This window comes from Flavobacteriales bacterium (assembly GCA_016713875.1).
Taxonomy (GTDB): Bacteria; Bacteroidota; Bacteroidia; order Flavobacteriales_F; family PHOS-HE28; genus PHOS-HE28.
The window spans coordinates 2,195,091-2,208,484 of sequence record JADJOI010000003.1 but is presented as its reverse complement, the minus strand read 5'-3'; the positions used below and the strand labels follow the sequence as shown (position 1 = coordinate 2,208,484).

Genomic DNA, 13,394 nt, shown 5'->3' with positions numbered 1-13,394 from the left:
GAAGACGGGAGAGCCTAGCGAGCGATCAACATCCGTTGCGGCCGCATACCGTCCACGCTCAACACGTACATGCCCGGCGCCAGAGCGGTCACGTCGATGGACTCCTCGTTCGACCGGATGAGCTGTATGCGGACCAGCTGCCCCATGCCGTCCATCATCCGCACAACAGCTCCAGCAGGGGCATTCATCATGGTGAAGTGATCGCTCGCTGGGGACGGAAAGAGCTCGAGCACTGGCCGATCGTTCGGATCCACGTTCAAGGTGAGGAGGTGGTCATCCGGATCGACCGTTCCGGTCGTGTCGCCATCCACCACCGATCCGACGAGGATATACTCCTCGTTCGCCTCGAAATAGTCGCCCCGGTACCAGTTGAGACCGGTACCGGCCGTGTACACGACACCACATTCAGCGCCGATGCCTCCACTGCAGTAGTTGCGGATCTGGCAGGTCAGAGGTTCGCCCGGAAGCGCAGTGGTCATGCTCATGAAGTGCCCGATCTGGTTCCCGGGATCCTGTACGGCCCTGCATCCCAGGGTATATCGGCCGGAAGGATCCCATCCATGTTCCGCGATGCAGATCAGGCTATCGCCCAGCAGTTCGCTCCTATGACCGATCACCTGTCCGGGATAGGACAGGAGGAGATCGGCCCAGGGAAATTCCGGTCGGCCTGCGATCCAGGTGGTACCGAGGATGTTCTGATGCCCGAAGGTCACGGTCGTTCCACCGAGCCATGAATTCGTCCATTCATATCGATGGTCGATCATCGCCCCGGAGAACACCATGGTCCCTTCGACAACAGCGCCCGTATCCACCGTGAACTTGTACAGCCGTCGATCTCCGTACTCCGAGGAGACCCCATCCGTTTGTGCGTTGCCGACGGCGTATTCCACGACGTCATCGGATCCGTAGGGCAACATCTGCCGCAGGGTGGGCACAAGGATCCCCTCGTCCGGGCCGTGCACACCGATCAGGGTGTGCATGTTCCAGGTCAGGATACCGCGGTCCGGTGAGATCGAGAGCGATCCGCCATCGGAGAGGCCGATCCATTTCCGCTCCACATCGTTGCCGAACAGCTGCACGGTATCCACCAGCAGCACGTTCGCAGTGACGCCCGCAATGGTATCAAAGAGCCAGGAAGCACCCACACCCGCGTGGGGTTGGATGACCAAAGAACCCGGATCCTGGAAGTGCCAGACCAGCGGGCCCATATTCACTGCACCTTGGAGGAACTGAGGCCGGTCTGTCCAGAGGTGGAGTTCGGGCCCTTGGCAGGTGTCGCAGACCTCCGCCACACCGTTCAACTCATACCGGAAGCTGTCCGGCCCCAGCGTGTCGACGTGGGTGATGAAGACCTGGTTGCTGATCGTGTCCGTTCCGTCGTTGCTGAAGTTGTACCGGTAGGCGGGGTTCAACAGGGCCCAGTTCTGGGCGTTCGCCGATGCGGCGAGCAGCAAGGGAAGCAAGGCAACTGACCTCATGGACGTGCGATGATGAAGCGCTGTACGGCCTGCCCTTTCAGGAAGACAGCATAGCTGCCTTCTTCAAGGAGTCGTACATCGATCGCCCTTTGCTCAGACAAGATGCCCGTCGCGATCTGTCTGCCCGAAGTATCCACTAAGCGGTATCCAGTAGATGGTTCAGCGCCAGGGATGTGGACAAAGTCACTCGCCGGGTTGGGGTACATCAGCCCGATGCCGGCCGCCATCTCGTCCATCCCGATATGGAAGTGCCAGTCATCATGCACAGTACCGATGGTGTCTCCATCGACCACAGCACCTTGCGTGGAAAAGAACTCGAACGCGTTTCCGCCGATGCAATAACCGAACAACTGTAATCCCAGTCCTTCTGTAAGGACCAGTCCGGTTCCGCATGGGCCCGGCCAGGAGGCTTCGATACAGGTACGCCCTTCGATGGAACCCATCGTGAATACCTGCATGTCCGGGTATATCGCTTCCCCCTGGATCACATAGCTCCCATTGCTGTTGATGTGGTGCCGGGCCAGGGTGTACATATTGCTCTGGCCCGTGATGGGTATGTTCACCAGTGCACCAGGCGCGGACCCGATCGCGCTGATAGCAGGCAAGCTGTTGGTATCCACAACCCACTGTTGTGGTCCCTGCCAATCGCTGACCGGGACTCCCGATACGATGTATTGGATGTGGGCCTGCCCTGAAAAAATGAGTTGGCCGTCATTCTCTTCCCGATCATCCACATACAGTTTGACTTTGGTCGAGTAGAAATCCCAGCCATCACCGTTCCCATGGCTATACTCCACAACATCACCTGGATGGAAAGGAAAGAACTCAGCGAGAGTGGGTATCAACCCCCCGTTGTCCGGTCCCTGAACACCAACAAGGTCATTGGAAGGGCCATCGTGCAGGTGCCATTTCAGTATGCCATGGTTCCGGCTCCAGCGCACGGTGTCACCCAAAGCCGTCGTCATGGTCTTTACTGAATCTGAAGCGTTGAAAACGGTCATCACTGTGACATCAGTGATCATCCCTTCCGTCATGTTCAAGGGATCGAACATCCATGTCCCGCCCAATGGTGCTTGTGTTCGGATCAAGAGTGCGGGCTCACTGCCGATGTGGAATACAGCGCCGCTGGATATGCACTCGAAAAACAGGAACTGTGGCAGGTTGACCCGGATGTTGCAGGTATCTCCACAATTCGAACAGGGTTGCGCGATCCGGTTCAACACATACCGGAAACTATCCGGCCCCAACGTATCGATGTGCGTGACGAAGACCTGGTTGCTGATCGTGTCCGTTCCGTCGTTGCTGAAGTTGTACTTGTAGGCCGGGTTCACCAGGGCCCAGTTCTGGGCATGCAGGCCCCAGCTGCAAGGGACAAGAAGAGCCAGCACGATGCTCCGCATGGACGCTCGCTTTGGAACAAGATAGCTCGGAGCAATGAACCGCTGCCTGGCATTCGGTCCCGCCCGGAACCTACTGCTCACCGGGACCGGCCCTTGCCCTCCTTCTCCTTGAAGCCGAACGGGCAATGCCGGCAACCGCTCTGGCAGCAGTAACCCCGCTTGCGATGGTACTGCTCGGTGAACACGAGATAGCCCTCCTCGGTGAAGTAGTAATCACCGGGCTCCAAGCCGAGCCGCTCCAGGCGCGCCGACCGTTCGGGTTGGGGGCTGCTATCGTCCATGCCCTTGTCTCTCAGTGCTCTAACGTCTGGATCGCAAGTTCGTTCAATCGCTGAAGAACAAAGATCGGACAAGGTTACGCGAACGTGATCATCCGCGCCGTTCTATTCACGATCGGCCGTGGGCAGTCCTGTGGATGGATCGTGAACAACCGCAGCTAGTCCCAGTAGTTTCGGCCCTTGGCGAAGACCGCCCCGTTGGCCCATGAGGACCGTGGAAATGTTGAAAACCCTGCTGCTCGCAGCGCTGCCGGTCCTGCCGGCGGCGGCCCAGGGCCAGCCCCCCCAGCGCCCATTCACCGCCGAGGAGTACATCGCCGAATGGCAGCAGGTGGCCGTGGCCAAAATGAAGGAGCATGGGATCCCGGCCAGCATCACCCTGGCGCAAGGGCTGCTGGAGAGCGGCAACGGCAATAGCGAACTGGCCCGCGAGGCCAACAACCACTTCGGCATCAAGTGCACCCCCGATTGGCGCGGCGGCAAAGTGTACCACGACGACGACCGTAGGAACGACTGCTTCCGCAAGTACCGCGATGCGGCGGACAGCTACGAGGACCACAGCCGTTTCCTGCTGCGGCCGCGCTACGCCGACCTGTTCACCCTGAAGCCCACCGACTACAAAGGTTGGGCCCATGGCCTCAAGAAGGCGGGCTACGCCACCGATCCGCGCTACCCGCAGAAGCTCATCGACCTCATCGAGCGCTACGAACTGAACAAGCTGGACAGCGGCCAGCGGCCGGCCAGGGCCGCGAGACCGGCACCGCCTCCTGCAGCCGGTGGCCGCCCGCCCCGGCGCAGCGAAGGCGAGGAGGTGACGGTGACCATCGGCGCCGCGCGACCGGTGGAACGGTTCGCCGGGCGCATCAAGATGGTGACCGCCCGCCCGGGCGACACCTTCACGCGGCTGGCCGATGAGCTGGGGCAGATCCCGGGGATGCTGGCCCATTGGAACGACCTGCCCAAGGGCGCCGCGCTGGAGGAAGGGCAGGTGATCTTCCTGCAGCCCAAGCGCAACAGCGTGAAGGACCCGGCCACCCACACGGTGAAGGCCGGTGAGTCGCTCTGGAGCATCAGCCAGCAGCACGCGATCAAGCTGGACAAGCTGGCGGCTTACAACGGCCTGTCGCCCGATGCCCCGGTGAAGCCGGGCACCCGCCTCAACCTGCGGAAGCCGAAGCGCTGAGCACCTTGTGCTTCATCACTGCAGCGATGCTCGTCGCGCGGGCGATGGCCTCCTTCTGCCCTCAGCAAAGGCCAGCCGAAACCCACAGGAACTGACCATGCGCCGCGATGGCCCTCCGACAGCCTTGCTCACGGGTCGGCACGACGCGATGTCGGTCAAGTGGCGGTGCCCCCGATCAGAGACGCTGTTCACGGAAGGAACAAAGGTGCTAGAGGTGTCGGTCGTACGTGCGAGGGAACCGGAAGGTGGATCGGTGGTGAGCAGGTCGAAGCTTACGGACGGCCTCTGAACATATGTATGGCCATACATATTTCCCGACCCCGTGCGTAGCGCGTCTCAAGTGCGTTGCAAGGCACGCGGATCGGCGGCGGTGATGTTGGTCAGACGACTTTGGACCCCACCACACGTGTATGGTCATCATTTCGGCCGTGAGCGTTCCGCAGAAACGAATAACATGCTCAAAGACAAGGGTTTATTGTAAACCTGGTCGTGAACGGCCTGGTGTCAACATATGTATGGCCATACATACATCGGCTGTCCAACCCAGCCTGCCAGCACTCTCAGCCGAACGACTTAGGTGAATAGGACCCAAGCGAGCGGGTCCGAGCTGCCCGATATTCCTCGCATGACCGCCGCTTGGGCCACCGAAGCCCACCGGGAACTCACGATGCGCCGGGGTCTCCCTCTGACAACATGGACCATACGCCGGCACGACGTAACGTCGGTCGATCGGCCGGGCACCCGCCTCAGCCTGCGGAAGCCGAAGCGCTGAGCACCTTGTGCTTCATCACCGCAGCGATGCTCGTCGCGCGGGTGACGGCCTCCTCGGCCTTGGGCCCGGCGTAGCTTCCGCGAACCGCCGAGGTCCACAGCTCCAGCCATCGGTCGAACTGCGAAGCGCTGAGCGGCAGGCGCCGGTGCAGGGTGATGTGGGCGCTCATGGGCTCGCCGCTGTACCCGGGCAGGCCCAGCAGCAGCCCTTTCCAGAAGGCCTGGATGCGCGGGGTGTGATGCGGCCAGTCCACCTCGGCGAACCACGGGGCCAGCACCGGATCGGGCCGCACCCGGTCGTAGAAGGCCAGCACCAGGGCGTCGCTGCGCTCCGGGCGGTCCAGATCGGGCAGCAGGCCGGGGTTCATTCGTTCTCTCCGGTGAAGGCGGCCATCTGTTCCTTGGTGCCGAAGAGCACCAGGATGTCGCCCTTCTCGGGCGCGAAGTCATTGTCCACCACGCCGAGCGCACCGAGCTTGATGGAGCGCCGTCCCAGGAAGCCCTTCTCGCTCTCCTTGCGCAGCACGGTCACCAGGCCGATGCGCCGCTGGCGCAGCTCGTTGATCTGCCCCACGGGTTGGCCCACGTAGCGGTCGGGCACCACCACCTCGGCGATCATGAAGCCGCCGGGCAGTTCGAACTGGTCCACCAGGCGTCGCAGGTTCAGCTTGCGCGCCAGGCCCTCGGCCGCTTTCTCCTCGGGATGCACGATCTCGGTGACGCCCATGGAGTTGAGCACCATCTCGTGCAGGTCGTTGATGGCGCGGCTGATCACGCGCTTCACCTTGCGGTTCACCAGCAGCGCCGTGGTCATGATGTTGGCGCCCTCGTTCTCGCCGATGGCCACCACGGCGGCGTCCAGCTCGTCCAACGGCAGGGAGTCCATCGCCAGCGGGTCGTTGCTCTCCAGGCACACCGCGAAGCTCACGTCGTTCTTGAGGCTCTCCACCTTCTCCATGGTGTGGTCGATGGCGATCACCTCGTGGCCCAGCTGGGTGAGCTTCACCGCCAGGTTCTTGCCGAAGTTGCCGAGGCCGAAGACTGCGATCTTCATCCGTTGTGCGCCGTAGCCCGGCGCAGGCGTTGGGTTCAGTTGATCAGGATGTCCTCCTTGGGGTAGCGGTAGTTGCTCACCTCCACCTGCTTCAGTACGCCGATGAGCAGGGTGAGGGCGCTGACGCGGCCGACGAACATCACCAGCGTGAGGGCCACGCGCGCGGCGTCGTCCAGTTCGGCGGTGATGCCCGTGGAGAGGCCCACCGTGCTGAAGGCGCTGAAACACTCGAAGGCGACGGGCAGCAGGCCATGTTCCTTCTCCAGGGAGGCCACCACGGTGATGGAGACCCCGAGGAAGATGAGCGAGAGCACGATGGCGGCGAAGGCCCTGCGGACCGTCATGACGCCGATCTCGCGGCCGCCGGTCTCGACCCGTTCACGGCCGCGGCCCGTGCTGAAGATGTTGAACAGGGCCACCGCTGCCGTGCTCGTTTTGATGCCGCCGCCGGTGCTGCCCGGGCTGGCCCCGATGTACATCAGCAGGATGGTGATCATCAACGTGGGCACCGTGAGGGTGCCGTAGTTCACCGTGTTGAAGCCGGCCGTGCGCGGGGTGACGCTGCCGAAGAAGCTGGTGGTGAGCTGCCCGAACCAGCCGGTGTGCTCGCGCAGGGCGTTGTCGCGCTCGAAGACCCAGAAGGCGATGGTGCCGAAAAACAGCAGGCCCGCCGTGGTGTAGAGGACCAACTTGGTGCTCAGCGTCACCACCCGCGGATAGCGCTCGCAGGGCACACCCAAGGTCCATGTCCGTACCCGCGCCCGCACCCGGAAGCGCAGGTAGTTGGCGAAGTTGAAGATGATGCCGAAGCCCAGGCCGCCGAACACGATCATCAGCGCCAGCACCCATTGCAGCGCGTAGTTGAAGCGCATCACAGGCTCGTACAGGCCGTTCGCATAGGTGCTGAAGCCCGCGTTGTTGAAGGCGCTGATCGCATGGAACACCGAGAAGAACAGCCGGTCGCTGAAGGTGGCGAACTGGTCATCGGGCACCGCCTGGAAGATGAACAGGGCCCCGATGGCCTCCACCGCCAGGGTGAAGAGGATGACCTGCACGATGAAGCGCCGTGCGCCGCCCAGCGTGGTGTTGCTGAGATCGCGGATGCGGAGCTGCTCCTCCAGCGAATTGCTGCCCTTGAAGAAGAAGGCGAAGAAGCTCGTGAAGGTCATCACGCCCAGGCCGCCCAGCTGCACCAGGAGGAGCAGGATCCACAGGCCCATCGGCGTCAGCGTGGTGCCGATGTCGAACACCGACAGCCCGGTGACGCACACGGCGCTGGTGCTGGTGAACAGGGCCTCGATGAGGCCGAGCGGACGTACGGCCGCCTTCGGAAGCATGAACAAGGCCGTGCCGATCGTGATCAGCAGGATGAAGCTGAAGGTGAACAGCAGCGCCGGGCTCAGGGTGAACCCGCCGCCCAGTTCCAGGCGGCTGAGCTCGATGAAGACGAAGAGCCCCAGGAAGATCAGGTTGCCCATCAGGCCCACGCCCTCCCACAACGGAAGACCGATGGGATGGGTGGCGAAGAAGCTGCACCAGACCAGGAACCACGCGATCTCGGCCTTGCGTGGGCGCTGTCCTTTCAGCAGCGTGCGCAGGATGGCCCCGAACATCACGAAGCCGGCGGCGAACATCAGGCCCGTGAGCAGCTCCTGCCGCATGCCACTGGTGGGCGCCTCTCCGCGGTAGCCCAGTTCCAGCAGGGCCAGCAGGATGGTGAGCACCACCACCACCAGGCGCGTCAGGGCGACCACCTCGCGGCGGAGCACCGTGCGCAGCATCCAACGACGAAGGGGGCTCAAGGTCCGGTTCACCGGGACCGGGAAAGTGGGCGAAATTAGGGGGTGCGGACCTTGCCGCCACCATCCGCCGTCACAGGGCCGGGCCGAACGACCTCCGGGGAACCTTCGGCCGGCATCACCACCAGGTCGGGCGTGCCGTCGGGTTCGAGGTCGGTGAGCACCGCCGGACCACCCGCCGCCGCCTCGGCCACCACGCGACCACGCTCGTCCAGCAAGGCCCACGGTCCACCCGTACGCCGCACGGCCCACCACACACGGTCGCGCACCGGCAGCATCAGGACGGCCTCCGCGGTACCTGTCGTGGACACCCCCTTCGGCTTGCCGCCCGGGTCGCGCACGAACATGCTGTCGCCCGTGCACCACCACACCCGCCGCGCCTTGCCGTCCACCACCTGCCCAGTGGCGATCGCGCCCGCGGCCAGCCGTCGGGGCTTCCCGTCCAGCGCCGCCTCCTGCACGGATCCTTCCGCAGTGCGCCACACGGCCGTCAGTGCGTCCGCTGCTCCAGTGACCACCGCCACCAGCTGCGCGCCCGCAGGCAGCTTCAGCTTCGGCGTGCTGCGGCGTGCACCACGACGGTCCAGGTGGTGCAGCGTGCCCGTGGCATCGGTGTAGATCAGGTGGTCCTTGCCACGCACCCGCAGGTGATGCACCGGGCTGGCGATGTCAGCTGCGGCCTGAGGGGTCTCCCAGCCCGTCACCGGACGTCCATCGGCGCCCAGGTTCAGCACGCGGCCGTCGGCCAGGGGCACGAGGATCCGCAGTTGCCCATCGCCATCGTAGTCATAGCAGGCCACCGGGGCGGAGGCCTCTGCGGCCAGCTTCACGGGGAAGCCATCCACAGCACGTCCGTTCCGGTCGATGAGGTAGAGCGTCCGGGCCGTCAGCGCCAGCAACTGGAGCTTGCCGTTGTGGTAGCGGTCCACCTGCGACACAGGTCCCAGCAGCGGGCCATCGAGGGGAACCTGCCACAGTAGGCGCCCTCCGGGCGTGCGCAGGCTCAGCAGGGCCGTGCTGTCCTGCACCAACAGTTCCTGCGTGCCGTTCACGTGGTTGCGCACCGCCTGCGACCAGGCGATCCCCGAGCCTGCAGCGGGTCCGGCCACTGTTGCTGCGGTCAACTCGGGTGCGCTCTTCGCCGGCATGCGGCCGGCGCGTACCGCGATGCTGAGGTAGGCCCTGCCACCGGCGGTGCGCATCCGCTGAACGAAGAGGGTGCCCAGTTCGCTCCAGGGCGGCGCGATGCCGAGGCTGTCGGCGGACCGGCGATGCAGGGCGAGGCCGCCCGCACCCAAGTCGCACCACCAGGTGTGTTGCGCCTGTGCCGCCAATTCGCCGAGCTCAGCGGCCACGGTCAGGTCGTTGCCCAGGGTCGATCCATCCACAAGCGCATCCGCGGCCAGCCGGGCGGCCACGCTGTCCGAGGCCAGGAGGCACCAGTTCTCGTGCATCACGCACCACGGAGCGCGGTCCCCCGGCAGCGCGGCCAGCTCGCGCAGGCCGTCCACCTGCATCATCAACTTGCCCCGGTGCTCGCGGCGCAGGGCGTTGCCTGCGGCCAGGTCGCCCACTGCCAGCGCCGCATCCATCGGGTCGTCGGCGTGCAGCACGGTCCAGTGCAGCGGTCCGGTGGGGCCTGTGGCGCGGGCCTTCACCACGGTGGCGTCGTGCCAGCTGATGAGGGTGCTGTCCTTCGGCAGGCTCAACTGCTCGAACCAGCGCACCTGTGCGGGCAACACACGGAGCACATGCAGCGGGTCCACGGGAGGCCCTTGAGCACCGGTCGCCCCGGGCAGGTGCACGCCCCCGGCGATCAGGCCTTCGGCGCGCGGCTCCAGGTCGAGGGCCAGCCAGCCGGCCTCCGCGGGCAGCGCACCGAAGAGGTCTCCCCAGGGAGCCGCCTTCGCCCAGGCCGGGGCCGGCCCCGAGCGCAACAGCAGGTGCGCGGTGGCGTGCGTGCCCAATGTGGCGCGCGCTTCGCGGAGCAGGCTGTCCGCTGCGGCACTGCCGGCGTCGCGAGCGACCAGCGCGCGCAAGCGATCGGCGTCGGGACCGAAGAGCAGCAGCCCGCCATGTTCCACCATGTGCCAGCCTTCGGGCATACCCTCGCCGACAAGGGCCACCGGAGTGCCGGGCGTGCTCTGCCGTGCAAGCAGCGTCCTCCATGCGTCGCGGGCGTCCGGGACCGGTGTGGCGATCACCACCACTTCGCCCGTGCCGTCCGTGCCATCGCCCCAGGCCGCCAGCACCGGTGTTCCAACAAGTCGATCGCGCACCGGTGCCAGCGCGGTGGACAGCCGTTCGAGGGCCTTCAACGTGGGCAGGTCCTTCATCGCCGTGCCGAGCACGCTGCCCTGCGACCAGCGCTCCCAGGCGGTGTTGGCGTCCGGGAGGGCGAGCACCGCGCGTGTGCCGGCGGGAAGCAGCTGCCAGGGGTCGGCCGTGGGCGCGGTAGGGCGGAGACCGCGCAGCAACTGCCAGGCCCCGAAGCCGGTGAGGCCCAGCAACAGCATCAGGATCACCGCTCGGCGCATCGCACAAAGCAAGGCCTCAGGCGGCCCGCGCCCCGCGCCATTGCTGGTGCCCTTTGCACACGGTGCTGTTAGAACAACATGCCCTGCGCAGGCAGCAGCGCGAAGCTGCGGCGGTGCCACACCGTGGGGCCGTGCGTGGCGATGGCCACGCGGTGGGCCGGGGTGGGATAGCCCTTGTTCTCCGCCCAGCCGTAGGCGGGATGCTCGGCATGTAACCCGTCCATCAGGGCATCGCGATGCGTCTTGGCCAGGATGCTGGCGGCCGCGATGCTGCGGAAGCGCCCGTCGCCCTGCACCAGGCAGGTGTGGCGGACGCCGGGGTAGGGGATGAAGCGGTTCCCATCGATCAGCAGGTGCTGTGGTCGCTGCTGCAACGCCGCGATCGCGCGGTGCATGGCCAGGAAGGAGGCGCGCAGGATGTTCATCGCGTCGATCTCGGCGGGGCCCACTTCGGCCACGGCCCACGCCAGCGCCTTCTCCAGGATCAATGGGCGCAGGGCCTCGCGCTGGGCCGCGCTCAGTTTCTTGCTGTCGTCGAGGCCGGGGATGCGCACGCGCGGCGGAAGGATCACCGCGGCGGCCACCACCGGACCGGCCAGGCAGCCGCGCCCGGCCTCGTCGCAGCCGGCCTCCACCAGGCCGCGGGTGTGCTGTGCGGCCAGGCGGCTCATCGTCCCGCGTCCTTCAGCATGCGTTCGAACGAGGCCCACAGGTCCGTGGCGGCGCGCTCCCAGGTGAACTGCCCGGCGCGCGATGCCGGCACGGCCCAGCCGGTCGCGCAAGGCCGCATCGGCGACCAGCTCGTGCAGCGCGCGGGCGATGTCGTCCACGTCGAAGGGGTCGCAGTAGTGAGCGGCATCGTCGGCCACCTCGGGCAGGCTGGTGGCGCGCGCGGCCACCACGGGCACTCCGCAGCGCATGGCTTCGGCCACCGGGATGCCGAAGCCCTCGAAGTAGCTCACGAAGGCCAGTGCCAGCGCCCCGCCCAGTGCGCGGTGCAACCGCTCCTGGTCCAGCCGGCCGGTGAAGACCACCCGGTCGCGGTGGCGCATGCCTTGCCAGGCCTCCTCCATGCGGCCGTCCCACCACATGCGCTCGCCCACGATCAGCAGCCGCAGCTCGCCGGCACCGCGGTCCACCAGCCGGTCGAAGGCCTGCAGCAACCGCGCGATGTTCTTGCGCGGGTTCAGCGAGCCGATGCAGATCAGGTAGGGGTGGCCGCCGCAGAACGCCTGGCGCGCCTGCTCCTGCTCGGCGGCCGTCAACGGACGGAAGACCGCGCCCACGCCGTTGTACACCACGTCGATGCGGTCCGTCGCGATGCCGTAGGTGCGCACGATGTCCTGCCGCGAATGGTCGCTCACCGTGGCCAGGCGCGTGGCGTGGCGGGCATAGCGCGGGAACTGGCCGCGGTAGAAGTCGCGGTAGGCCCTGGGCAGGTCCTCGGGATGGTGCTCGAAGTTCAGGTCGTGGATCACCGCCAGCGTGGGCACGGCACTGCGCAGGGCCAGGTAACCATCGGGCGAAAGGAAGGCGTCGGCCTTCACGCGGCGCAGCGTGCGCGGCAGCAGCACGTCGAACCACAGGCGGTAGAGCAGGGGATGGCGGGTGGGCGGTCCCTGCACCACGGCCTCCACGTTGTCGGCGTAGAGGAAGCGCCGGTCGTAGGCGCGGTCGAAGAGGAAGATGAAGCGGTGCTCGGGGTGGGCCCGCACGATGCGCGAGAGCGTCTCATGCGCGAACCAGCCGATGCCCTCCAGCTTGTCGCGGAGCAGCAGGCGGGTGTTCACCGCGATGCGCATGGGGCAAAGGTGCGGCAGCGCGGGCAGAGGGGATCCATGTGCACATGGGCCCATGTGCGCATGTGCTCAGGAGGGCACGGCGGGTGGTGTTCTCACTTCGGGTCCATCACGTTGAAGAGCATGGATGTTGGGTTGAGCATTGTTTGCCTTGGCTGGCAGGTCGTGGGCATGGGATCTGTTCCTATTTCGAAGAGATCGCTTCCGCCCCTTCGGGAGCGTCGCGATGACGGGTTGGAAATGACCGGTTCACGTACCGATCACCTCCGCACCGTCACTGCGAGGCGAATGTGCGGTGGGTGGTGCGCCGGGCGCCGTGGCAGTCTCCCCGAGGTGGACGAGTTCCATTCACCGCCAAGGGCCGCTTTTGCTGAAGCTTCGGCGAGCCGAAGAGATCGATTCCGCCCCTTCGGAGGCGTCGCGATGACGGGTTGGATATGACCGGTTCACGTACCGATCACCTCCGCACCGTCACGGCGAGGCGCCTCTGTGGTGGGTGGTGCGTTGGGCGCCGTGACAGTCTCCCTTGGATGGGCTGGTTCCTTCCGCCCAGCATCCCGAAGTTCTGCGAGCCCACAACGCGTTGATGGGAAGGGAAAGGCGACCAGGAATCTTTGTTGAGCTTGAGATGACGAACCTGAACCGTTCCCGGTTGTAAACCGCGACTTTTCAACAGCTGGAACCAATGCGTCGTTCGTGCACTACATTGGATGCCCCATGCGTCCCGTGCCTCCATCCAAGGTCATGAAGCACCGCATGCCTGGTCGCGTACCGGAGGCTTGTGGCTGGCGGCCGATAGCCGTAAGCTGGCGGCTGGAGGCTGGAGGCAGGAGGCCGACAAGCCGACAAGCCGTCAAGCCGTCAAGCCGTCAAGCCGTCAAGCCGTCAAGCCGTCAAGCCGTCCGATGCTGGACCTACCAAGGTAGACGCACGACATCCATCAAGAATGAAGAAGCCCCCAGCACTTGCGATGCTGAGGGCCTCGGTCGCTCATGTCCCACTCAACCCAGGTGAATAGGTAAACGAAACAGAGCAGCGCGAAGATAAGGTGCCACCGCCGAGCCATCCAGGCAGCACCGGGCCGTGCAGACACGG

The 13,394-nt window shown here is 65.5% G+C and carries 9 protein-coding genes; 1 reads left to right on the top strand and 8 read right to left on the bottom strand.

Features of this window, described 5'->3' with window-relative positions; genetic code table 11:
- Positions 1–14: 14 nt before the first annotated feature.
- From IPJ87_10970 to IPJ87_10960, 3 genes are all read right to left on the bottom strand, one after another.
- The gene (locus tag IPJ87_10970; GenBank protein MBK7942375.1) at positions 15–1,478 is read right to left on the bottom strand and encodes a T9SS type A sorting domain-containing protein; all 1,464 of its coding nucleotides are present in this window, start codon (positions 1,476–1,478) and stop codon (positions 15–17) included.
- Positions 1,475–2,878: a T9SS type A sorting domain-containing protein gene (locus IPJ87_10965; protein ID MBK7942374.1), complete on the bottom strand. Its 1,404-nt coding sequence runs from the start codon at positions 2,876–2,878 to the stop codon at positions 1,475–1,477. Before IPJ87_10965 ends, IPJ87_10970 begins: the two co-directional genes overlap by 4 nt.
- A gap of 77 nt (positions 2,879–2,955) precedes the next feature.
- Positions 2,956–3,159 carry a hypothetical protein gene (locus IPJ87_10960; protein MBK7942373.1) on the bottom strand — a complete coding sequence of 68 codons (204 nt, stop codon included), beginning with the start codon at positions 3,157–3,159 and terminating at the stop codon, positions 2,956–2,958.
- 202 nt (positions 3,160–3,361) lie between these two features.
- On the opposite strand from IPJ87_10960, the gene IPJ87_10955 reads away from it, so the two are divergent.
- On the top strand, positions 3,362–4,339 hold the full coding sequence (locus IPJ87_10955) for a glucosaminidase domain-containing protein (GenBank protein ID MBK7942372.1): 978 nt from the start codon (positions 3,362–3,364) through the stop codon (positions 4,337–4,339).
- Between the two features lie 746 nt (positions 4,340–5,085).
- On the opposite strand, the gene IPJ87_10950 is transcribed toward IPJ87_10955, so the two are convergent.
- The 5 genes from IPJ87_10950 to IPJ87_10930 all read right to left on the bottom strand — a co-directional run bounded on the left by IPJ87_10950 (position 5,086) and on the right by IPJ87_10930 (position 12,302).
- Positions 5,086–5,478: a group III truncated hemoglobin gene (locus IPJ87_10950; protein MBK7942371.1), complete on the bottom strand. Its 393-nt coding sequence runs from the start codon at positions 5,476–5,478 to the stop codon at positions 5,086–5,088.
- Positions 5,475–6,164, bottom strand: a complete 690-nt coding sequence (locus tag IPJ87_10945; protein MBK7942370.1) for a TrkA family potassium uptake protein — start codon at positions 6,162–6,164, stop codon at positions 5,475–5,477. Before IPJ87_10945 ends, IPJ87_10950 begins: the two co-directional genes overlap by 4 nt.
- 35 nt (positions 6,165–6,199) lie before the next feature.
- Positions 6,200–7,945: an ATPase gene (locus IPJ87_10940; GenBank protein MBK7942369.1), complete on the bottom strand. Its 1,746-nt coding sequence runs from the start codon at positions 7,943–7,945 to the stop codon at positions 6,200–6,202.
- Positions 7,946–8,001: 56 nt separating this feature from the next.
- Positions 8,002–10,500, bottom strand: coding sequence for a hypothetical protein (locus IPJ87_10935; GenBank protein ID MBK7942368.1), 2,499 nt, complete (start codon positions 10,498–10,500; stop codon positions 8,002–8,004).
- 68 nt (positions 10,501–10,568) lie between these two features.
- A complete protein-coding gene (locus tag IPJ87_10930; protein ID MBK7942367.1) occupies positions 10,569–12,302 on the bottom strand; it encodes a ribonuclease HII in 1,734 nt (577 codons plus the stop codon).
- Between the last annotated feature and the right edge of the window lie 1,092 nt (positions 12,303–13,394).